This is a genomic window from Cedecea neteri (assembly GCF_000758325.1).
GTDB classification, from domain to species: Bacteria; Pseudomonadota; Gammaproteobacteria; order Enterobacterales; family Enterobacteriaceae; genus Cedecea; species Cedecea neteri_B.
The window spans coordinates 2,548,262-2,570,896 of sequence record NZ_CP009459.1 but is presented as its reverse complement, the minus strand read 5'-3'; the positions used below and the strand labels follow the sequence as shown (position 1 = coordinate 2,570,896).

Below are 22,635 nucleotides of genomic sequence, written 5' to 3'. Positions count from 1 at the left end.
CCCTTGCCCCCTGTTTATTACTGTGCTCACCGTCAAAGGCGGGAAGTATTCACCACTAGTATATAAACAGTAAAAACCATTTGCCTGACAAAATGTAAAGAAAATTAAAGATTAAGACTGTTCGCGACAAAGAAAAAGCGGGCCGTAGCCCGCTTGATAATATCGCATCCAGTATCGCTGGTTTACGAGGCGTCCGCCGTTTCCGAACCCTGTTGCGGCTCTGGCAGCGCCGGGGCCGCAAAGCCACGCAGGCCAACAACGTGAACGTGCTCGCTGTTCTGGAAGACCTTACGCACCAGCTTATAGGTAGTCCCTTTTTCCGGGCTGATGTTCTCTGGAGCCGCAATAATTAACTGCATTTCCAGACGTTCACACAGCTCAAACAGCGTGGCGATGGACTTGGCATCCAGTCGCGCCGCTTCGTCCAGGAACAGCAGGCGGCAAGGGGAAATATCTTTCCCACGCAGGCGCTGCGACTCATCTTCCCAGCTCTGAACAACCATCACCAGGATAGACATCCCGGTACCGATAGCTTCCCCGGTGGACAGCGCCCCACTTTCTGCACGCAGCCAGCCGTCTGAACCGCGGTTTACCTCAACTTCCATTTCCAGATAGTTGCGGTAATCCAGCAGCTCTTCGCCGATGGTCTGCGGCGTGCGCTGGCCCATGTCGATCTGCGGGTTAAGGCGCTGATACAGCTTCGCCAGCGCTTCGGAGAAGGTCAGGCGATTGCTGTTAAACAAATCCTGATGCTGCTCATGCTGCTCGGAAAGTACGTTCAGCAGCGTTGCGTGAGCCTCGCGCACGTTGACGTTCAAACGAACGCTCTTCACCTGGCCGAAGGAGACACTTTGCAGACCCTGGTTGAGCATGCGAATACGGTTCTGCTCGCGCTGGATCGTCTTGCGAATAATGTTCGCCACGCTACGGGAGCTGATCGCCAGTTTCTGCTCGCGCGACGTCAGCTCTTCCGTCAGGCGACTCAGTTCGATTTCCATCTGCTCGATGGCTTCAACCGGATCGTCGGTACGAATGATGTCCTGGCGAATACGCTCGCGCAGATGCTGATAAACCGCGACGAAGAACTGAATCTTGCGCTCAGGACGCTTCGGATCTTCCGACAGACGCAGTACATCGCGCAGATGTTCGTTGTCGGCCACCGCCAGACGCAGCGCACCCAACGCCTTATCCGACATGGAGCGCAGATCGTCCCCGGAGAGATAAGCCAGTTCACGGCGGTGCAGACGACGCTCAACGCCGTTGTCTTTCACCATACGCATGACAGCGCACCAGCCTGCTTTCGCCGTCACAACCTGCTCGCGCATTTCAAAGTAATTACGCTCCAGCTGCTTCAGCTTGCGGGTCAGGTTGTTCATCTCTGCTTCGCAGTAAGTCAGCTGCTTCTCAAGCTGGTTACGGCGCGAGCGGTTGTTGCTGAGCGCGGTATGCAGCTCATCGCGGCGCGCACGCGCTCTTTCTTCAGCCCCGGTATCCGCGCGAACGCCGATATCCTGCAGCTCTTTATGCAGATCCGTCAGCAGCTCTTTTTTGGTATCAAACGAACTTTTCAGCGACGCCAGAAGCTGGTTGTATTGACCCAGCTGCTGGGCATGCTGACGCAGCGCTTCGCGGGAGCGCGTGCGCTCCACTTCAGCCTGTTCCAGACGCTGGCGCAGCTTCTCATTCAGATCGCTGTTACCGTCCAGCATGGCGGCAGAATCGCTGTAGCTAAAGTGGGCGCGGCGCTGCACAACTTCGGTCAGCGCAAACGCGCGCTGGCGGGCATCACGCTGTATTTGCTGCGCATGAGCGTAGTCGTCTTTGAGCTGCTCGAACTGTTCAGGGTCGCTCTGTAGCACGCTAGCAACGCCTTCCAGCTTGATCAACTGGTTGCCGTGCTGGTGAATAAAGCGAGCTGACTCTTCGGCTTCATCCAGGCGTTCCTGGATTTCATCGCAGCGATCGGCCAGCGTTTCGTCACTCAGCAGGCTAATACGCGGCAGCAGGCGGTTAAGCTGGGCCACGCCCTCTTTTGCCTGTTCAAACTGCTGGCGCTGCTGCTGATTGTCATTTTCGTGGTTGTTGATCGCCCGCTCAATCTCACCGCGGCGGCTGTTGAGGTGGCGAATTTCCGCCTCAGGATCGTCTTCAAACGCCACGCCCAAATGCTGGCCGATAAAGCGGCTAAACGACTGGTGCAGGCGCTGGTTTTTTTGCACATCGAAAGAAAGCGTCGCGAAGCGCTCGGCCAGTGACTCACGTTCGTTATGCAGGGCTTCAAGGCGGTTTTCACGCGCGGCACGGCCAAACAGCGGCAGCTCCGGCAGACGCGAATAGCGCCACTGGCGTTCAGCGGTTTTGACGAGCACCGCCGCGTCCATCTCTTCAACGGTGAAGACGCTGTCATCGAACGAAGACGGGTCCCCTTCAATCAGGTACAAGTCTTCCGGGCAATCTTCCAGATTTTCAAGCTGCTCGCGCACCAGCGAAAGATCGGGCACCACGATGGCGTGACGGGATGGGCCATACAACGCGGAGAAGTAAGGCGCATCTTCGAGACCGATATCGTCATAAATTTCAGACAGCAGCACGCCGCCAAAACGTTCGGCCAGCGCGTTGAGGCGCGGATCTTCGGCACCACCAGGCTGGCTGAGGCGTTCGATTTCGTCATCTACGGCTCGTTTACGCGACCCGACTTCGTCACGCTCAACGGTGGATTCGCGCTCGCGTTCCAGCAGTTGCTGCATGTACTCAGTCACCTGCTGGCTGGCTTCGAATTGCTCGCCGCTTTGCTCGCACAGCTGAGTCAGGCTGGTTTGCGCCGCAATCCATCTTGGCGCGCGCAGGTTCAGCGTTTTGATGCTGGCCTGAATCTGTTCCAGCTCCTGACGCAGCGCCATGCGCTGTTCGCTTGCTTCGGCTACGGTTTGCTGCAGCGCGCCGATGCGCTCTTCCAGTTCCTCATGCAGCGCCTCAAGCTCTTCCGGATCGAACTGTTTGCCCTGGCGTTTACAGAAGTCAGCGAGTAAACGCTCGGCTTCCTGCTGTTCACGCAGACGCTGTTCCAGCTCGTTGAGGCGCATACGCAGCGGCTGAACCTGCTCGGCCAGATGGCGCTGGTTGCTGCTGTCGCGCAGTAATTCACGCGCGGTGTCCCAGGCTTCGCTACGACTCACCGGGCCACTGATCGCGGTCACCAGTTGGTAAGCATGTTCGAACTGACTATGCGCCGCCTGAGCCACGCTCATTTTCTGTTCGAGCGACAGCAGTTTGTCGGTTGCCTCGATCTCTTTCGCTTTGAAAGTGTCCAGCCATTCATCGGCGCTGTCGGCGGTTAAATCCGGCAGATGGCAAAGCTCACGAGCACGCTCCAGCGCCTGTAGCGCCTGCTGATACTGAATCGCACGGGTCTGCTGCACGTCCAGCGCCTGCTGATAATCGGCAAGCTGGCTTTTCAGTTCATCCACTTCCAGCTCGGCGGCTTCGGCCCGGGCTTCGTTTTCTTCCTGCTGCTCGTGCGCTTCGGCAACGATTTCGTTTTGCTCTTCAAGACGAATTTGCAGCTCGTCGAGGTCAGCTTCGTAGCGCTCGATCTTTTCCTGCTGGCGAATCGCCGTTTGCACCAGGTTCAGGTGATCGCTTGCGGCCTGGTAATCCGTTTCCAGATCGCCTTCCGCGCCGCTGTGTTCGCCCAGCTCGCGCGCCATATCAACGTGCTTATACTGTTCGGCGGCCAGCTGTTGGCGGCTGACCAGCAGCTCGCGACGAAATTCCAGCGCTTTATCCAGGTGGATACGTCGTTCGTTGGCGTGGCGCATGTAGTCCGCCGCCACGTAGTCAGTCGCTTCCGAGATTAAGTGCTTAAACAAATCACGGTCGGACTGGGTGACGCGAATCGCTTCCAGCGTCATGCGGTTTTCACGCAACGCCGCTTCCATGTCCTGGAAGGCTTTACGCACGCCGCCATTTTCCGGCAGCAGGTAATCACGCAGGGAACGGGTGATCGCGCTGGAAATACCGCCGTACAGCGAGGCTTCAATCAGGCGATAGTATTTGCTACGGTCTGCGGCACTGCGCAGGCGGCGGGCAACAATGCCCAGATCGAACATCAGCGAGTGGTAGTCGGTGATGGAGTTGAACTGCTTGAACTGCACGCCTTCAATGGCTTCAACTTTGTCTTTCAGCTCCTGCAGGCTGAGTACGCGAGCCTGACGCTCATTCAGCGTTTCGGTCAGTAACTGCGTCGGCTGAATCGAGGTTGGCAAGCCCTGAATAGCAAAAGGTTTGATGTCGACTTTACGGTCGCGCCCGGCGACCTGCTGCAGGCGAACCCCTACCACAACGCGCTGATGGCGTGAGTTGATAACGTCCAGCGTGGAGTAACACACGCCCGCTTTCAGCTTACCGTGAAGACCTTTATCGCGAGAACCTGAGGTAGCGCCCGCCTCCGTGGTGTTACGGAAGTGCAGCAAGGTTAAGTCAGGGATAAGCGCCGTGACGAAAGCCGCCATAGTGGTGGACTTACCCGCCCCGTTGCCCCCGGAAAGCGTGGTGACCAGCTCATCGAGATCGAAGGTACGCGCGAAGAAACCGTTCCAGTTAACCAGCGTCAGTGAGCGAAATTTTCCGCGTTCAATCATTCCTGTTCATCCTCCGCGTTATCCAGTCCTGGTTGTGGCTCATCGCTCTCATCATTGAGCTGCAGGCGACTTTCGACCGCCATGGCTTCGCCGTCGCGAATCATGCGCAGCTGAGCTTCGCGCGGGTCATCGCCGGTGCGCACATCAGCGCCGAAGCGGAAGACCGATTCGGTGATGCGGAATTTGCTGCTGTCGTGGCCCATAAACCAGATCATGCCGAGACGGCGCAGGCGAGTCAGTGAAGCACGCACTTTCTCCTGCAGCTTTTGGCGGTCAAGGTCGGACCCGGTGGAGCGGTTGTTCACCAGCTTCAGCAGCTTGTTTTCATCCGCAAGCGTTAGCAGCTCGTCGTAAAGTTCCTGCTGGGTGAAGATCCCTTCGTTAGCCAGTCGTTCCGGGCTGAGATAGAGGTAGCACAGGATTTTGCCCACCATCATATCCAGCTCGGAGAGCACAGAACGAGGGATTAGCGTGGTGGAACGTGGACGCAGATAGAAAAAGCCTTCTGGCGCTCGGATAAGCTCCACGTTATAGCGCGCGTAAAATTCTTCCAGATACTCCTGGAAATCCATCAAAAAGGCGTGGTTGTCCAGTTCCTCGAGACCAATATGACGCCCGGCGCGCAGCTGACTGTCGAGCGCAGGAAAAAGAGGGTTGGCCAGCGCCTGTGCCAGTTTAACCGGCATCACTTGTTCAATATTTGTTGATGACATGCGCCTGTACCTTGGCTCCGTAATCGTTAATGGTTTGCCACTTAGCCGGCAATCCTGTGAAATCCGCTTCCGCTACGCCCAGACGCACCGCCTGGTCTACAACAATACGCGCCACGTCGAAGTGACGCGCGCGTGGGTATTGCACGAGGTAGTCACGTACCACAACGCCCAAATCAAGAGGAGCTTGTTGGGTTTTGTAGACCTGCAGCGCCGCTTCAATCAGCGCCGCCAGCTGTTCACGAATTTCGTTAAATTCTTCAAACTCGAGTTCGCTTGGTAACTCGCCGGTAACCTCTTCATCCCGCAATGCCATCTCTTCGTCACGCATATCCAGCAGGCGATCGGCGCTGGAGTAGGTCAGCGCCCATGGCGCATCGAAGTAGGTTTGCACCGACTGACGCAGACGCTGAGCAAAGACGCGGTTTTTATCCATATCGATAGCGGTACGGATAAATTTATGCACATGGCGGTCGTAGCCAATCCACAGGTCAATGGCCTGCTGGCCCCAACTGATAATGCGGTCCAGTTTGCTTTGCAGGTCGAACACCAGGCGGTCTACAAAGTGAAGATCGTCGCGCCCCAGGGTTGAATCCTGAACGCGCAACAGGTTGGCCTGCAGCTTATCCCCTGCGGCTTCTAGCGTATCCTGCAGTTCACGCAGCGTGCCGGATGTCTCTGACAACAGCAGTTCACAGCTTGAAATCGCCGCCCGCCAGTCTTTGTTCAGCAGTTGGGCAATGTCATCTTTTACCTGCTGCTGCTGCTCGTCCATGATGCGCTGGGTGAGATCGATACTGTCGAAAATCTCCGCCACGGAATATTTGAGCGGCGCATAAACATTGCGATGCCAGTGAAACTCATCGCCATCTTCATCGGCCGCATCAGCGGCGCGCTTAAGCTCGCCCGCCACGATAGAAAGCTGCATAGACAGACGCAGCGTGGAAAACTCACGCTGGCGAATGTAGTAGTCAGTGATGCCAATCCCCAGAGGCGTCAGGCGATAAATGGCATTGCCTTCGGTTAGTTCGCTTACAAAGCGATTGAGCAAACGCTGACGAACCATATCGTTGATGGCGTTGTTAGCGCGCACGTTGATGGTTTCGCTTGTTTGCTCAAAACCATCGCTGACGTGACGAAACGCATCGATCAGCTCTCCCTCGCTCAGCTCACCATCAAGACGCTCGCCGTTTAAGGTGGCCACGGCCAGCAAAAACGTCAGGCGCTCCGTAGGTAGCGAGATTGAAAAATCATTTTTCCTGGCCCAGGCAACCAGTTCAGGCACTGTCTGGGAAAAATCACTCATAATTTATCCTTGGCTCTGCGGCTTAAACGCGGTTACGTGAATATAGCGGCCGAGACTGATAAACGGCTCCTGCCGACAATAACGCGTCTCCAGCGTCAGCAAATCGTCAAAACCATCTCGTTGTTTGTGTTTATCTCGCAGGTAATCGTGAAACACCCGCACGCCGGTTTTACCGGTAATTTGCCAGCCAATTTGCTCCAGCCAGTGGTAAACCTGTTCTGGCTGCAGCGGATTGTCGGGCGAAAGGGTTTTGCGCTTATTTTTTTTCATCCCCTGCAGTACATATTCGAAGTTTCCGACAAACATGTTTCGCATCAGCAGGCCGTTTGCATTGTAGAACATTAGCGACAAAGTGCCGCCGGGACGCAAACAATCCCAAAGGGCTTTTAGCACGGCCTGAGGATCGGTAACCCACTCAAGCACCGCATGGAACAATATCAGATCAACCGGGCTTTCCAAATGTTGAGCCATATCCTGAGCGGCAGATTGTACAAAATGCATGTTGTCGCTCACACCTTTCTCCTGAGCGAGCATTTTTGCACGCGCAATCATTTCGGCGGACACATCGCAAAGCACGACTTCGTGGCCCCGCTCAGCAAAACGGGTGGCCGTTTGCCCCTCCCCACCTCCGGCATCCAACACCTTTAGGGTCGCGGGCTGTGTCGCCAGAAAAGCATCCAGATCCTGCCAGAGAATCGCCTGCCGCAACTGGCCTTTGGTTGTGCCATAGATATTGTGCGAAAACTTCTCGGCAATATCGTCAAAATTGCGGTCACCCATAGGTACAGCTCCGTGGCAAAAGAGGTCATCTGACAAAACCGCTATTTTGGCACAGGCGGGACGAGAATGAACCCATCTGGTGTAATATCACGGGGGTTTACCTGCTGGATGGTTAAAAAGGATCCGAATTTCATGCTTTTTATACTGAAAAAAATCATTGGCGGCCTGCTACTTCCCCTGCCATTCCTGCTGTTAACCATGGGCGTTGCCCTGGTGCTGCTCTGGTTTACCCGCTGGCAAAAAACGGCCAAAGGGTTACTCACGGCCAGCTGGCTGGTACTTTTTCTGATTAGCCTGCAGCCCGTCGCGGACTGGATGTTAAAGCCTATAGAAGACACCTACGCCACTCGCCAGCACGGCGACAACGCTCGCTACATTGTTGTACTGGGCGGCGGCTACACCTGGAACCCGGACTGGGCCCCCAGCTCAAATCTGATCGACAACAGTCTACCGCGACTCGCCGAAGCGATTCGTCTGAAACAACTCAATCCGGGGGCAAAACTTATCTTTACCGGAGCCAGAGCAATGACAAACCCCGTCAGTACCGCAGAAGCTGGCGCCAGGGTTGCGGAAAGCCTCGGCGTTGCCAGAGACGACATCATTACGCTGGACACGCCAAAAGACACAGAAGAGGAAGCCCACGCAGTGGCGAAGATGATAGGACAGCAGCCATTCATTCTGGTGACGTCAGCTTCGCACCTGCCGCGGGCGATGATCTTCTTCACCCGAGCCGGGCTGCATCCTCTCCCTGCTCCGGCTAACCAGTTGGCAATAACCTCTCCGCTTAACCCGTGGGAAAAGGCTATCCCCGACCCGATATGGCTGATGCACAGTGAGCGCGTGGGCTATGAAACACTCGGGCGCCTGTGGCAGTGGCTAAAAGGCCCGTCAGGAGAGCCAGGGCAGCAATGACTTAGAGGCATTGTCAAAAACCGGCCGGTTGAGTCGACCGGTTTGCAGCAGTTGTGCTACCTCATCCCACAGTACATATAACCAGCGCCGCCAGAGGAAAGATTCAGCGACCGGGGCGCGCTGTAAATAGCGCCAAAGCAGGCTTTCGGCCTGGCCAGGCTCAGCCAGGCGAAACAGCTCATATTCTCGCGGAGCCCAAAGCATAACCCCGGGATTAACCATCGCCAGCAATTGATCGCTACGGGAATCCTTCAGCATGCTGCGAAGAGAAAAGTTGCCGTGGATAAGCACACAGTTATCGCTGAAGTCTTCGAACATACGCGGCAGACATTCGCGAGTACGGAACAGAATACGTTTATCCTGCATGGTTAACCCGGTGTTCTGGTACTGATTGAGCGTCGTCCAGAGCACTTCAACGCGCTGGCGGTACCAGTGCGGCCAGATATTTTCCTGAGTACTGTCGACGTTCCCCACACAGCCGCTGCTGTCCACGCGGTGCCAGGCTAACAGGCCCTCAACAATTTGGTCCTTGAGCTGCTCCCAGCGGTCAGGCGTCCGGGTTGGCGCTTCACCGGGAACCCCTCGCAGGCGCTCCATCAGCAAAACGTCCGGGCCAGGATGTTCTTCATGAGTCAACACGCCGTAGACCACCGGCATGCGGACGGTGCCTGAACGTGCCAGCATCGACATTTTCCAGGCCAGCTGTGTCGCCAGGCCCGGCGAGGTAAAGCTCTTGGCGAGCAGCGGCATCGCGTGGCCCCCGCTGTCGTAGAGCGACCAAAGCGCCGTTTCCGCATGTTCGCTAATGCACTCAATACGGCTTAATTTCTCACCCAGCAGGTGACTTAGCTCCTTACGCAGCAATTCCATACCGATTTCCCCTGGTAATACTGTTGATTTAATAATGAGCGCACCAGGCGAAGTTGTCACCACTCCAGATCAATTGGGTTTCAGAAAAAGAAAAACCGGCCTGGTCAGCCGGTTTGATTGTTCACGCTGAAGGTGAATTAGCGCATTGCGAGACGGACGCGTTCAAGATCTTCTGGCGTATCCACGCCAATGCTCGGGATGGCTTTCGCCACGGCAACATGTATTTTTTCGCCGTTCCACAAAACGCGCAGCTGCTCAAGCATTTCGATTTGTTCAAGCTGGCTCGGTGCCCAGCTGACGTAGCGACGGATGAAGCCAGCACGATAGCCATAAATGCCGATATGACGCAGGAAGGTATCGCCAATCTCTTCACGTGAAGCGGCAAAACGCTCGCGATCCCACGGAATCGTGGCGCGTGAGAAATAAAGCGCGTAGCCCTGCGCATCCATGACCACTTTTACCGCATTCGGATTAAACGCTTCTTCCGCTGATTCGATCGGCACCGCAAGCGTTGCCATACCGGCTTTACTGTTAGCGACGTTGTTAGCAACCTGCTGAATAATGACCGGTGGGATCATTGGCTCGTCGCCCTGTACGTTCACGATGACCGTGTCGTCACTGAAGCCACATTTCTCAATAACTTCTGCCAGGCGTTCGGTACCGGACTGATGATCGGGGCTGGTCAGGCAAACTTCTCCACCTGCCGCTTCGACGACTCTTGCAACTTCCGGGTGATCGGTCGCGACAATGATACGTTCAGCGCCGGATTCGCGAGCGCGATCCAGAACATGCAGAACCATGGCTTTGCCGTTGATTTCTTTTAAAGGCTTACCTGGCAGGCGCGTAGACGCATATCGCGCCGGAATAATGGCGACAAAACTCATGGGTTGGTCTCGTCTGAAGTCAGCGTACGGGCTTCGCTTTCCAGCAGAACCGGGATGCCGTCACGCAGCGGGAAGGCCAGGCCATCAGGCTTGCAGATAAGCTCTTGCTTTTCCTGGTTATAGTAGAGCTTGCCGTTACAAACCGGGCAGGCAATGATTTCAAGTAAACGACTTTCCATAATTACTCCAGATGAGTGCCATCAACGGCACCAGAATAGCATAAATGACTAGCCAGTCGGGGGCATTTCCCAGCCAGTACCCCAGCTTTCTCTCAATTCTGCGGGCAAAATACCCAGGGTAAGATGCGTCGCGGATTGCCAGCGCGCAAATTCCGTCAGCGCGCCATGCAGGCCTTCCTGCAAAGCGTCTGTAACTTTTATGCCGTCTTCCAGATAGAGGCTTATTACCTCCAGCGCCCCCTGCTTACGGTGCATTTTGGCATCGATCCTGCCAACCAGCGCCCCTTTGTGCAGCAGCGGCAAAACAAAATAACCGTACCGGCGCTTTTCTGCCGGGGTATAGCATTCCAGCCGATAGGAAAAGTTAAACAGCACTTCTGCTCTGCGGCGGTCCCAAACGACCGGGTCAAACGGTGAGAGCACGGCGCTGTGGGTGGCGTTAAGCTGATTTTGCTGCGCTTTTTCAAGCAGCGGTAGCAGCGAGTGATGCAACAGCATTTCGCCCAACTTATCAACCTGGACGCGAATGATGTTCCCCGCTGAAAGCCAGTTTTCTATCAGAGGTTTTAACGTCAGGTTTTTCAGTCGATAGTAATCTGCCAGCCATTCCGGGCGAAAGATCCCCAAACTACGAGCGCTGTTTTCCAGCATGAGCTGTTCCGCATCTGGCTGCTCTATCAGATGCAGATCATCGTTCCAGTGCGGCATAACCCGCTGAGTTAAATCGTAAACCCGTTGAAAATTACGCCGTTCCGTCACCATCACCTGTCCGGCGGTAAATAATCCTTCAAGATGTTTTTTCTGTGGCTTCCATTCCCACCAGCCGCTCGCGCCTTTGCGTGGATGCTCAAAATCAGCGGAGCGGACGGGGCCATTGTCTTTGATATAAGCCAGCAGCTGGCTTATATCTTCCGCATGCTCCGCCATCCACTCGGGACGATATTTCCAGCCCATGTTCTCAGGGCTCAGCATCCGGTGGCGAATTAGCGCAAAATCTTTTTTCGGCAAAAAACAGGCTTCATGCGCCCAGTATTCAATTAGCTCTCCGCTCGCCAGGGCACGATCAAGCCAGCCGGATTCATACTGCCCAAGGCGACTGAATAAGACCAGGTAAGGGCTACGAGCAACAATATTAATGGTGTCAATTTGCAGTAGCGACATGCGGGAGATCGCGTCGGCAACGTCAGAGGGCCGTGCACGACGGCGAGGCTTTTGGCGTAACCCCTGGGCTGCAAGGTGGAGATTTCGGGCTGCTCGTAATGAAAGTTGTGAAACGGTCATGGCACACCTGTAATCAACGAATGAAAAACCGGTGCCGCAGAGATTAACGCACCAGCGCGAGTAATTGCTTGAGGAGCGTTTCTGCGAGAGGCGAATCGAGCTGCGCATCAACCGGCAGATACCACCAGTTTGTATGGCCCCCGGCAAACGCGCGGCATTTTACGGCATCTTTTTCCGTCATCAATACGACTTGCTCCGCCGTCGCGATAGCCAACATATCCTGTTCGGTAATTGCCTGGTGATCGGCCAGCGCCACTGTTTTCACCGGCGTAATACCGCATTGTGCAAGCGTGGCAAAGAAACGCGGTGGATGACCAATACCGGCCATGGCCACAACCCCAGTAAAATCAGTGACCGGACGACGTTCACCGGTGAGTACGTTAATGGCGGGCCCGGGCTTTAAACGCATGGCGATTTCACCAGCCTGCGGTTCCCCCCCGTTCACGATAATTGCGTCTACACTGCGAAGACGCCCCGCTCTTTCGCGCATTGGCCCGGCAGGTAGCCACCAGCCATTACCGAACCTACGTGCCCCGTCGATCACAACGATTTCTTTATCACGCCCCAGAGCATAATGCTGCAGGCCATCGTCCGTAATGATGATTTGTGGAGCTTCAGCCGCGATGAGGGCTTTTACAGCCTCGCTACGTTTTGGCGCAACGGCGACGGGCGCCCCGGTGCGTTGAAAAATAAGTACCGGTTCGTCTCCTGCTTCGGAAGGCGTGGTTTTTGCGTCAAGCAGCAAAGGGTACGCTGCCGCTTTTCCGCCGTAGCCCCGGGACACAACGCCAACCCGCACACCGCGCTGCTGTAGTTGCTCCACAAGCCAGATAACAACGGGTGTTTTCCCGTTTCCCCCCGCAGTCAGGTTTCCAACAACGACCACAGGTACTGGGGCACGCCATATGGCACGCAGACCAATACGGTAAGACAGGCGAATAACGCCGCTCACCAGGCCATAAAGCCACGAAAGCGGCAACAGCAGCAGGTAGAGAGGTGATTTTCCCGACCAGATACGCTCTATCATTCGCCGAATTGCATCTTATGTAGCTGGGCATAGACGCCACGGTGGGCCAGCAGCTCCAGGTGAGGTCCGCGTTCGACGATACAACCATCTTCCACCACCACGATTTCATCAGCCTGCTCAATCGTCGACAGACGGTGAGCAATCACCAGTGATGTGCGGTTTTTTTGCAGTTCATCCAAAGCGGATTGAATCGCGCGTTCTGATTCCGTGTCGAGGGCAGAGGTTGCTTCATCCAGAACCAGGATTGGGCTATCACGCAGCAGTGCACGAGCAATGGCGATACGCTGACGCTGGCCGCCAGAGAGGAGCACACCATTCTCACCGATCAGAGTATCGAGCCCGTTGTCCATTTTGCTGATGAAGTCCATCGCGTAGGCCATGCGTGCGGCCTTTTCGATATCTTCACGGGTATACTCGCCGGTGCGGGCATAGGCAATATTATTTGCCACGGTATCGTTAAAGAGATGAACATTTTGCGACACCAACCCCACCTGGTTGCGCAGAGACGCAAGGGTGTATTCACGTACATCATGCCCATCAATCAGGATTGTACCTTCCTGCTGCTCGTAGAAACGCGTGATCAGGCTGGCAATGGTCGATTTGCCCGAACCTGAACGCCCTACCAGCGCAACGGTTTTTCCTGCAGGGATGGTCAGATTAATGTTGCGCAGTGCAGGGGCATCACGCCCTGGGTAAGTGAAAGTCACATTGCGAAATTCAACGTCACCTTTAGAACGTTCGATAACGAGCTTGCCGTCGTCCTTTTCCTGCTCCGAGTCAAGGATAGAGAACAGCGTTTGGCATGCTGCCATCCCGCGCTGGAATTGAGCATTAACGTTAGTCAGTGACTTAAGCGGACGCATTAGCGCAATCATGGAAGAGAAAACTACGGTAATGGTACCGGCAGTCAGGGTTTCCATAATGCTAGGGAAGCTAGCGGCATAAAGCACAAAGGCCAACGCCAGGGAAGCAATAAGCTGAATAATCGGGTCAGAGATAGAAGAGGCTGAAACCAGCTTCATCCCCTGATTACGCATGCGGTTACTGACTTTATCAAAACGGTCGGTTTCTACCTGCTGGCCACCGAAAATCAGCACTTCTTTGTGCCCCTTCAGCATTTGCTCTGCGCTGGTCGTCACCTGCCCCATGGTGTTCTGCATGTTTTTGCTGATATTACGGAAGCGCTTAGAGACAAAGCGAATAGCAAAAGACACAATGGGTGCTAACACAATCAGGATCACTGAGAGCTGCCAGCTATACCAGAACATCAGCACAAACAGGCCAATAATTGATGCTCCCTCACGGACGACGGTGATGAGCGCGCCAGAGGAAGAGGAGGCAACCTGCTCCGAGTCATAGGTAATACGGGAGAGTAATGTCCCGGTGGATTGCTGGTCGAAAAATGAAACCGGCATCCCCATCATGTGGCTGAACAAGCGGCGACGCATGTTCATTACCACCATGCCTGACACCCATGAAATACAGTAGCTTGAAACATAGCTGGTCACGCCGCGCAGCAGCATCAACGCAATCACTGCCAGAGGCATCCATAGCAGTACAGAAGAATCCGTTTTACCAAAACCATCATCCAGTAATGGCTTAAGCAGCGAAAGCATGTAGGTATCGCTCGCCGCATTGAGGATTAACGCTATCCCAGCCACAATCAGACCCGTTCTAAAGGGGGAAATCATCGGCCAGAGCCGGCGGAAAGTCTGCCATGTGGAGAGATCTTTATCGTTCTGCATTAAGTCGAACCAGCCTTTTATGAAATAGCCGCACATTCTACCCATTATCTCGGGTGACGCCAAACCACTGATGATACCAACGGGGCAATATTTGTTCTCTGAAGCCAGAGATTTGCCATTTATCACCTTTTATTTCAATTGTCAGTTGCCCTGATTGAGCCGTGTCATGCCACTGATAACCGTATTGTCGGTAACGATTAATAATTGTTGAAGAAGGTAAACGCCAGGCGTTAAACCTGGAAGCAGAAGCCAGTGCCACGGTGCCTGAAACGGCTCTCAGTAAAGGGCCGCTGGACGAAGTTCGGCTCCCGTGGTGCGGAACCTGCAGGACGTTTGCTTCTAGCGTTTGCCAGCGTTTTCTCAGCATAGCTAATTCTGCATTTGCCTCCAGATCCCCTGTAAGCAAAAGGCTGAATCCTCCGTGACTAACTTTAACCACACAAGAGCGATTGTTGTTGCTCCCCTCGAACTCTTCGGGCGGCCACAGCACATCGAATTGAATATCCTGCCATGCCCATTGTTGACCACGAAAGCAAGACTCATGACCCTCCCAGCGCAATGGGCTACGAATATTTAAGGCAGGCCACTGCTGCTTAAGACTTTTCAACCCACCAATGTGATCAAGATGTTCATGGCTAATAACTACCTGCTCTGGCTGAAGGTTTCGCCATTTTAACCAGGGAATAATCACGGCTTTAGCCGCGTCTCCCCCTGGCCATGCGTTGCCCGTGTCATAGAGTAACGCTTTCCCTTCACGCTCAATAACCACGGCAAGCCCATGGCCCACGTCAAGCATATGCACGGCCCAGCTATTGGCCCCCGGCTTTCGCCAAAAAGGAAACGCCATCACAAGCAACACTGCCGCAGCGGTAGCGGAAGAGCTTCGCCAAAAACCGAATCGCCATATCACTATGACCCACCAGCCAATGAAAGCCAGAAACTGATAACGGCGATCGAGTTCTTTCCACCCCTCCAGCAACCCAGCCAATAACCCGAATACTCCGGCAAGTGATTTATCGGCCAGTGACCAAAGCACCTCGCCAATGACAGGGATTTCTCCGAACACCATACCGGCTAAAATTAAAGGCACGCTAACAAAGGTAATCAACGGCACAGCGAAGAGATTAGCAACCAGCGAAGTCATACTGATGCCGTGAAATAAAATCACCTGAAGTGGAATGAGCAACAGCGTAATGCCTGCTTGCAAATAAAGCAGGTCAGCGAAAGGCCGAAGCCAGCGATTTATCGTTATGTGAGGCTGCGGCACCCACTGGTACCAAAAGATAAGCCCGCATACCGCCAGCGCGGAAAGCCAAAGACTTTCAGACAAAATAGCCATCGGTTCGCTAAACACAATGCCCGCGACACAACACAACAATACATCCCAGGATGACCACTTTCTGCCGCTCAGACGCAATATTGCCCAAATGCCCATTCCAACCTGGGTTCTGACCGCCGGAGGATTCATCCCCGACAGCCAGGTGTAAAATAGAGCAACGCTAAAACTCATCACCAGGGGAAAGCGAAACCCTATCATCGAGGCAGGCAGGCAAAACTGCAGAGCCCGAGCAAACAGCCAGCCAATCCCACCGGCTAACGCAATATGCAACCCAGAAATGGCCATCAGATGTGCTGTCCCGGTATCACGCATAATCTTTTTGACGTCTGCGCTGACATCTATTCGCTCCCCAAAACCCAAAGCGATAATCACACCCTGCCACGGGAGATTGGTGGTGGCATTTTTGGCTTGTTGAAGCCATTGACCTCGAAGATTACAACTGCCCGATAGCAGGCTTGCTTTCAATACCCGGCCATTAAACGGCAGCATCTGCGAAAGCGCATAGCGCTGCCCGTCAAAAATACCTTCATTAAGACGCCCATGTACCGGGCGAAGGCGTAGCGTCATTAACCATGTTTGCCCCTCACAAACAGGCTCAGGCAATACGCTATTTCGCAATACAACGCCTGGCGCAGGAAACAGGTAACGCTCATCCCGTTTGACTATCCGCAGTTCATGCCGTTTTTCGCCATCACTTCTCGTAATTTTCACCTGCACGGTCATCGGTTTCTCCCCGAAATCAGAGAACATATCCAGCATTTGCCGCGCGCCCAACAGGCTCCAGCTCAAGAATAAAAGGCAAAGCACCAGATAGCGCACCCAACCGATGCGGCCAAAAAAACCGGCCAGTGTCAGTGCAGCCGCCACGAACAGTAAAATCCCATTTTGTTCTGGAATAACCGACAGCCATAACAGTGGTAAAGCACTCATCAGAACGGCGCCAGCAACGGCAGGAATAGAAAACACATCCACCTCCTTGTTGCAGGAAGTGTGCGGGAATCTTGAGATTAAATCAGGAAACAATCGGAGAAATACGTGGCGACCTGAACCCCGTTGAGTCCGGCTTAACAATGTTGCGTTAGCCTTCGGGAAAGCGCTCGCAGAATAACAAAATCAGTAAAAAAAAACGGCACCTCATTTGAGGTGCCGTTTTTGCTAACTCCAAGGAATTAGCCGTAAATATTGGCGCGGTCACGCAACTCTTTACCTGGCTTAAAGTGTGGAACGTATTTACCTTCCAGATCCACTTTGTCGCCGGTTTTCGGGTTACGTCCGGTGCGAGGAGCGCGATAGTGTAAGGAGAAACTGCCGAAACCCCGGATTTCAATACGTTCACCCTCGGCGAGCGTAGAGGCCATATGCTCCAGCATTTCCTTCACCGCATCTTCTACTGCTTTCGCAGGGATGTGAGATTGCTGGGTTGCAAGTCTTTCGATCAATTCTGACTTGGTCATGATTCCTCCGGTTTCCTTTCAGGAAAATTAGCTTACAGCTCTCAATCGAACAAGGGCGGCCGAAGCCGCCCTGATTTTATACCCTGGCAGAAGCCGGGATACAACGCTCGGACGATTACTCGCCTTTAGCTGCTTTGAATGCTTCAGCCATTGCGTTAGAGAAGTTGCCTTCTTCCTGTTTGTTGTTAACAGTCGCAATTGCATCTTTCTCGTCAGCTTCGTCTTTAGCACGAACAGACAGGCTCACAACACGGTTTTTACGATCAACGCCGGTGAATTTAGCTTCAACGTCGTCGCCAACGTTCAGAACCAGAGTTGCATCTTCAACGCGGTCACGGGAAGCTTCAGAAGCACGCAGGTAGCCTTCTACGCCATCTGCTAATTCAACTGTAGCACCTTTCGCGTCAACTGCAGTTACTTTACCAGTAACGATAGTACCTTTCTTGTTCAGCGCAACGTAGTTGTTGAACGGATCTTCTGCGAGCTGCTTAACGCCCAGAGAGATACGCTCACGCTCTGCGTCAACCTGCAGAACAACGGCTGCAATTTCGTCGCCTTTTTTGTATTCACGTACTGCTTCTTCGCCTGCAACGTTCCAGGAGATGTCAGACAGGTGAACCAGGCCGTCGATGCCACCGTCCAGGCCGATGAAGATACCGAAGTCAGTGATAGACTTGATTTTACCTTCAACGCGATCGCCTTTGTTGTGAGTCTCAGCGAACTGCTGCCATGGGTTGTTTTTGCACTGCTTCAGACCCAGGGAGATACGACGACGTTCTTCGTCGATATCCAGAACCATAACTTCCACTACATCACCAACGTTAACAACTTTGGATGGGTGGATGTTTTTGTTGGTCCAATCCATTTCGGAAACGTGAACCAGGCCTTCAACGCCTTCTTCGATTTCAACGAAGCAGCCGTAGTCGGTCAGGTTGGTCACGCGGCCAGTCAGTTTGGTACCTTCTGGATAACGCTTAGCGATAGCTACCCATGGATCTTCGCCCAGCTGTTTCAGGCCGAGGGAAACACGAGTACGCTCACGGTCAAACTTCAGTACTTTAACAGTGATTTCGTCGCCAACGTTCACGATTTCGCTTGGATGCTTAACGCGTTTCCATGCCATATCGGTGATGTGCAGCAGGCCATCAACGCCACCCAGGTCAACGAATGCACCGTAGTCAGTGAGGTTCTTAACGATACCTTTAACTTCCATGCCTTCTTGCAGGTTTTCAAGCAGCTGATCGCGCTCTGCGCTGTTCTCAGACTCGATAACCGCACGACGGGAAACAACAACGTTGTTGCGTTTCTGGTCCAGCTTGATCACTTTGAACTCAAGCTCTTTGCCTTCCAGGTGCAGAGTGTCGCGAACTGGACGAACGTCAACCAGGGAACCTGGCAGGAACGCACGAATACCGTTCAGCTCAACAGTGAAGCCACCTTTAACTTTGCCGTTGATAACACCAACCACAGTTTCAGCTTCTTCGTAAGCTTTTTCCAGCGTGATCCAAGCTTCGTGACGTTTAGCTTTTTCACGGGACAGCAGGGTTTCACCGAAGCCGTCTTCTACTGCGTCCAGCGCAACGTCAACTTCGTCACCAACCTGGATTTCCAGTTCGCCGGCTGCGTTTTTGAACTGCTCTGCAGGGATTGCAGATTCAGATTTCAGGCCCGCATCAACCAGAACGACGTCTTTGTCGATAGCAACAACAACGCCACGAACGATGGAACCCGGACGGGTTTCGATTTCTTTCAGGGATTCTTCAAACAGTTGAGCAAAAGATTCAGTCATGTTTAATCTTCAAAAGTTAGATTAACGTCCATCTGGCCTCATGCCGGATGGGGTTGTTTTACATACCCGCTCACACTCCGTTGCAGCGGGGGTACTACAAAATGGGTCGCTATCTCAAGCGAGCGCCAGCTTTTCACGGGCGTATTGTAGCGCTTTTTCAATCACTTGCTCAATGCTCATACTGGTTGAATCCAGTACTAAAGCATCGGCAGCAGCTACTAACGGCGCTACAGACCGATTGCGGTCGCGATCGTCGCGTTCCTTGATCTCGGCCAAAAGGCGCTCAAAGTTAACACTAAAGCCCTTCTCCTGCAACTGTAGCATGCGCCTGTGGGCGCGCTCTTCAGAGGAGGCATCAAGGAAAATTTTCACCGGCGCATCCGGGAACACAACGGTCCCCATATCGCGGCCGTCTGCAATCAGGCCCGGCGCTTCCCGGAAAGCGCGCTGACGGCGCAGCAAAGCTTCGCGCACACGCGGGAATGCGGCCACCTGAGAAGCCGCGTTGGCCACTTCCTGAGTGCGAATTTCAGCGCTAACGTCTTCCCCTTCGAGAATCACTTCCAAATTGCCGTCGATGGAAATAAACCGAACGTCCAGATGGGCCGCAAGGGGCACCAGCGCGTCTTCGGAAGCTACATCAACATGGTGATGTAACGCCGCGAGCGCCAGAACGCGATAAATCGCACCAGAGTCCAGCAGATGCCACTGCAGCGCTTCGGCCATGGCCTTACAAAGCGTGCCTTTACCGGCGCCACTTGGGCCATCAATCGTTATTACCGGGGCGGATGCCGTCATCGTTTTCTCCTCTATCGCTGGATTCGCGTGTGGTAAACGCCGCGCATTATACGCCGCAACCGCCAGGACTGTTATCTTTCCTGGTAAATATCCAAGGGAATCAGGCTGAGTGTAGAAGAATTGCGCAACGGGCGTTGTAAGGAATCGTAGAGAGAAAGAAAAACCGCATCAGGCGATGCGGTTTTACAAACGTTATACAGGGGTACTAATGCGAGCTAACTGCTCGAAATAATCAGGGAAGGTTTTCGCCGTGCAGCCTGGATCAAGAATCGTTACTGGCGTATCGGACAACGCCACCAGCGAGAAACACATCGCCATACGGTGATCGTTGTATGTGCCGATTTCAGCAAACGTCAGCTTAGCCGGTGGTGTAACGCGAATATAGTCTTCACCCTCTTCAACTTCTGCGCCGACTTTCCGTAATTCCGTCGCCATCGCGCTCAGACGATCGGTCTCTTTTACGCGCCAGTTATAAATGTTACGCAATGTAGTCGTGCCTTTAGCAAACAGGGCCGCTGTCGCGATAGTCATTGCCGCATCCGGGATGTGATTCATGTCCATGTCGATAGCGTTTAGCTCACCGCGTTCGCAGCTAATAAAGTCATCGCCCCAGGTCACTTTGGCGCCCATTTTCTCAAGTACATCAGCAAAGCGAATATCGCCCTGCACGCTGTTCCGCCCGATGCCGGTCACCTTGACCACACCACCTTTAATTGCTCCTGCGGCCAGGAAGTAAGAGGCTGAAGACGCATCACCTTCTACCAGGTAAGCCCCTGGAGATTGGTACTGCTGCGCGCCGCGAATCAGGAAGCTGCGATAGTCGCGGTTTTCAACTTCCACGCCGAAGGTTTTCATCAGATGCAGCGTGATATCAATATAAGGTTTGGAAACCAGTTCACCTTTAATAGTGATTTCAGTGTCATTTTCTGCCAGAGGCGCGGTCATCAGTAGCGCGGTCAGGAACTGGCTGGATACGCTGCCGTCCACTTCAACCTTGCCGCCGCCAAAGCCACCGCGCAGACGCAGAGGCGGGTAATTTTCTTGCTCAAGGTACTCAATGTTCGCTCCGCCCTGGCGTAGCGCATCGACAAGATGGCCGATTGGACGTTCCTTCATCCGCGGCTCGCCAGTCAGCACAATATTGTTACTGCCGAGGCACAACGCCGCGGCCAGAGGACGCATAGCGGTGCCAGCATTCCCTAAAAAGAGTTCCAGCTCACCCTGGGCCTGCAGAGGCCCGGCCACGCCGGTGACTTCACAACGGGTACGATCCGCCGAAAGCGTATAGCTCACACCTAGCGCCTTCAGCGCGTTAAGCATATGGCGGACATCATCGCTATCCAGCAAATTGGTCAGCACCGTGGTGCCATTGGCCAGCGCGGCCAGCAGGAGCGCACGGTTAGACACGCTTTTTGAACCCGGCAGATTAATGGTGCCGTCGACCAGCGAGATGGGTTGTAACGTCAGGGATTCCAGCATGGGAAAAATACTCTCAACTCAAACAGAATAAAAACCCCGCAGACGGGCCGCGGGGCGAATTGCTAAGGCATTAATTAACCGTGGCGACGCTCGAAGTCCACCATGAAATCCGTCAACGCTTTGACGCCATCGAGCGGCATCGCGTTATAAATCGAGGCGCGCATACCGCCGACAACGCGGTGACCTTTCAGGGAATGCAGGCCCGCAGCGAAAGACTCTTCAAGGAACACTTTGTCCAGCGCGCTATCCGCCAGCTGGAACGGAACGTTCATCCGGGAGCGGTTGGAAGCCGCAACATCGTTACGATAGAAATCGCTGTTATCAATCACGCCGTACAGCAACTCAGCCTTGGCCTGGTTGATTCGATCCATTGAGGCAACGCCGCCCTGCTCTTTCAGCCATTTAAAGACCAGGCCTGCCAGATACCAGGCAAAAGTTGGCGGCGTGTTAAACATTGAGTCGTTATCGTTCAGCACGGTGTAATCGATAATCGACGGGCACGCTTTGTGTGCCTTACCCAGCAAATCTTCACGAACAACGACCAGCGTCAGGCCAGCAGGGCCGATGTTTTTCTGTGCGCCAGCATAGATCACGCCGAAACGGCTGACGTCGATAGGGCGAGACAGGATAGTAGAAGAGAAGTCGGCGGCAACGACGGTATCACCAAAATCAGGGGTTTCGTCGATTGAGATACCGTCAATTGTCTCATTCGGGCAATAATGCAGAAACGCGCTGTTATCAGACACCTGCCATTCGCTCATCGGCTTGATAGCGCGTTTACCGTCCACGGTAATTTTCACATCATGGGCAACCGGCTGGCAGTATTTTTTCGCTTCTTTAATTGCGCTATTTGCCCAGTAGCCGCCGTCAATGTAGTCGGCAGTAGTTTTGTCACCGAGAATATTCAGCGGTACGCCAGCAAACTGGCCGCGACCGCCGCCGTGGCAGAATAAAACTTTATAGTTGGAGGGGATTTGCAGCAGATCGCGAAAATCTTTTTCCGCCTCTTCAGCGACCTGAATAAACTCTTTACCACGGTGGCTAATTTCCATTACGGAAGTGCCGAGCCCGTGCCAGTCGCACAGTTCCTGTTGTGCACGACGAAGTACTTCAGCCGGCAGCATCGCCGGGCCAGAACTAAAATTGTATACCTGTGTCATTTCCCCTCACCACGCCTCGAGCAATAAGTTTTTATTACATTATCGGTTTTATCATTCAGCGGCGCAGTGTTGCAACGGTTAATCCCTCGCGGAAGACCAATGTGAGCAAAATCACACAACACAATCTTCCGGCAAGCGAAAAAACTGCCCGATTTCCGGCGGCAAGGCAATACGGCGGACATGCCCCATGGCGGCCAGTCATTTTACTACCATAACAGCGAGTTACTGTAAGCAGGTATAGCCTGTTATGCTAGCGTCGCCTGCACCGGGCTGAAGATAGCG

General features: G+C 53.9%; 17 protein-coding genes. 1 reads left to right on the top strand and 16 read right to left on the bottom strand.

Features of this window, described 5'->3' with window-relative positions:
* Positions 1-182 precede the first annotated feature (182 nt).
* From mukB to cmoM, 4 genes are read right to left on the bottom strand one after another with little or no spacing between them, the layout of a single operon-like run.
* Positions 183-4,640: a chromosome partition protein MukB gene (gene mukB / locus LH86_RS12090; RefSeq protein WP_039301587.1), complete on the bottom strand. Its 4,458-nt coding sequence runs from the start codon at positions 4,638-4,640 to the stop codon at positions 183-185.
* Positions 4,637-5,353 carry a chromosome partition protein MukE gene (gene mukE, locus LH86_RS12085; RefSeq protein ID WP_008461197.1) on the bottom strand — a complete coding sequence of 239 codons (717 nt, stop codon included), beginning with the start codon at positions 5,351-5,353 and terminating at the stop codon, positions 4,637-4,639. Before mukE ends, mukB begins: the two co-directional genes overlap by 4 nt.
* Complete coding sequence (mukF, locus tag LH86_RS12080; protein WP_039301584.1) at positions 5,334-6,656, bottom strand: chromosome partition protein MukF; 1,323 nt, start codon at positions 6,654-6,656, stop codon at positions 5,334-5,336. The genes mukE and mukF overlap by 20 nt, the downstream gene beginning before the upstream one ends.
* 3 nt (positions 6,657-6,659) lie before the next feature.
* Positions 6,660-7,436, bottom strand: a complete 777-nt coding sequence (gene cmoM, locus LH86_RS12075) for a tRNA uridine 5-oxyacetic acid(34) methyltransferase CmoM (RefSeq protein ID WP_039301582.1) — start codon at positions 7,434-7,436, stop codon at positions 6,660-6,662.
* Positions 7,437-7,568: 132 nt separating this feature from the next.
* Between cmoM and elyC the strand changes: the two genes are divergently transcribed.
* Positions 7,569-8,348 carry an envelope biogenesis factor ElyC gene (gene elyC / locus LH86_RS12070; protein WP_039301579.1) on the top strand — a complete coding sequence of 260 codons (780 nt, stop codon included), beginning with the start codon at positions 7,569-7,571 and terminating at the stop codon, positions 8,346-8,348.
* Here the strand turns inward: elyC and LH86_RS12065 are convergent.
* The 12 genes from LH86_RS12065 to serC all read right to left on the bottom strand — a co-directional run bounded on the left by LH86_RS12065 (position 8,325) and on the right by serC (position 22,353).
* Positions 8,325-9,218, bottom strand: coding sequence for a YcbJ family phosphotransferase (locus LH86_RS12065; protein ID WP_039301576.1), 894 nt, complete (start codon positions 9,216-9,218; stop codon positions 8,325-8,327). The two genes, elyC and LH86_RS12065, sit on opposite strands and share 24 nt — an antisense overlap.
* 137 nt (positions 9,219-9,355) lie before the next feature.
* Positions 9,356-10,102: a 3-deoxy-manno-octulosonate cytidylyltransferase gene (kdsB, locus tag LH86_RS12060; protein WP_008461192.1), complete on the bottom strand. Its 747-nt coding sequence runs from the start codon at positions 10,100-10,102 to the stop codon at positions 9,356-9,358.
* Positions 10,099-10,281, bottom strand: coding sequence for a protein YcaR (gene ycaR / locus LH86_RS12055; protein ID WP_039291513.1), 183 nt, complete (start codon positions 10,279-10,281; stop codon positions 10,099-10,101). Before ycaR ends, kdsB begins: the two co-directional genes overlap by 4 nt.
* Before the next feature lie 48 nt (positions 10,282-10,329).
* A complete protein-coding gene (locus LH86_RS12050; RefSeq protein WP_039301573.1) occupies positions 10,330-11,562 on the bottom strand; it encodes a winged helix-turn-helix domain-containing protein in 1,233 nt (410 codons plus the stop codon).
* Between the two features lie 43 nt (positions 11,563-11,605).
* A complete protein-coding gene (gene lpxK / locus LH86_RS12045) occupies positions 11,606-12,589 on the bottom strand; it encodes a tetraacyldisaccharide 4'-kinase (RefSeq protein ID WP_039301571.1) in 984 nt (327 codons plus the stop codon).
* Positions 12,586-14,334 carry a lipid A ABC transporter ATP-binding protein/permease MsbA gene (msbA, locus tag LH86_RS12040; protein ID WP_039306130.1) on the bottom strand — a complete coding sequence of 583 codons (1,749 nt, stop codon included), beginning with the start codon at positions 14,332-14,334 and terminating at the stop codon, positions 12,586-12,588. Before msbA ends, lpxK begins: the two co-directional genes overlap by 4 nt.
* A gap of 37 nt (positions 14,335-14,371) precedes the next feature.
* The gene (locus tag LH86_RS12035; RefSeq protein ID WP_039301568.1) at positions 14,372-16,639 is read right to left on the bottom strand and encodes a ComEC family protein; all 2,268 of its coding nucleotides are present in this window, start codon (positions 16,637-16,639) and stop codon (positions 14,372-14,374) included.
* Between the two features lie 203 nt (positions 16,640-16,842).
* Complete coding sequence (gene ihfB, locus LH86_RS12030; protein ID WP_008461182.1) at positions 16,843-17,127, bottom strand: integration host factor subunit beta; 285 nt, start codon at positions 17,125-17,127, stop codon at positions 16,843-16,845.
* 115 nt (positions 17,128-17,242) lie between these two features.
* A complete protein-coding gene (gene rpsA, locus LH86_RS12025; protein WP_039301565.1) occupies positions 17,243-18,916 on the bottom strand; it encodes a 30S ribosomal protein S1 in 1,674 nt (557 codons plus the stop codon).
* A 114-nt stretch (positions 18,917-19,030) separates the two neighbouring features.
* Complete coding sequence (gene cmk, locus LH86_RS12020; RefSeq protein WP_039301562.1) at positions 19,031-19,714, bottom strand: (d)CMP kinase; 684 nt, start codon at positions 19,712-19,714, stop codon at positions 19,031-19,033.
* 192 nt (positions 19,715-19,906) lie between these two features.
* Positions 19,907-21,190 carry a 3-phosphoshikimate 1-carboxyvinyltransferase gene (gene aroA / locus LH86_RS12015; RefSeq protein ID WP_039306126.1) on the bottom strand — a complete coding sequence of 428 codons (1,284 nt, stop codon included), beginning with the start codon at positions 21,188-21,190 and terminating at the stop codon, positions 19,907-19,909.
* Between the two features lie 77 nt (positions 21,191-21,267).
* On the bottom strand, positions 21,268-22,353 hold the full coding sequence (serC, locus tag LH86_RS12010) for a 3-phosphoserine/phosphohydroxythreonine transaminase (RefSeq protein ID WP_039291499.1): 1,086 nt from the start codon (positions 22,351-22,353) through the stop codon (positions 21,268-21,270).
* Positions 22,354-22,635 lie beyond the last annotated feature (282 nt).